A 440-nucleotide genomic window follows, 5' to 3' on the forward strand; every position below is an offset into this window, starting at 1 on the left:
TCTTCCATAAGCTCTTTCTTCACAAAGGTGAGTATGTCTATCTTGCCGGCAGCCGAATCAAAAACTCCGATGGAGTTCCGGAATTGCAGATTCTCATATGCTTCAATCGGCCCGAGGACGCGATTTTGACATACAAAAAGCGATGGGAGATAGAAACGGCCTTCAGAGCCATGAAATCTTCCGGCTTCAACATCGAGGACACCCACATGCGTGATATGGAGCGCATCGCAAGACTTGTCGCGATGGTCTGCGTGGCTCTTGTATGGGCGTATCTCGTTGGTGAACATAAAGATATAAATATTAAAGCGATAAGGATTCTGAAACATGGAAGAAAGGCAAAGTCGCTTGTCAAATATGGATTGGAAGAGATTTCGACCATACTTATGCGTCCGACTTATACCCCAAAATTCGATGTTTTCAAATTTTTGTCATGTACTTAA

General features: G+C 43.6%; 1 protein-coding gene. It reads left to right on the forward strand.

All coding sequences use genetic code 11. The annotated features are described in order from the left end of the window. Positions 1-440 (forward strand): transposase (locus tag E5355_RS19240; RefSeq protein WP_136011574.1); only part of this gene is annotated, 440 nt, incomplete at its 5' end.

Origin of the sequence: Bacteroides muris (ex Afrizal et al. 2022), assembly GCF_004793475.1 — a bacterium.
Lineage (GTDB): Bacteria > Bacteroidota > Bacteroidia > Bacteroidales > Bacteroidaceae > Bacteroides > Bacteroides muris.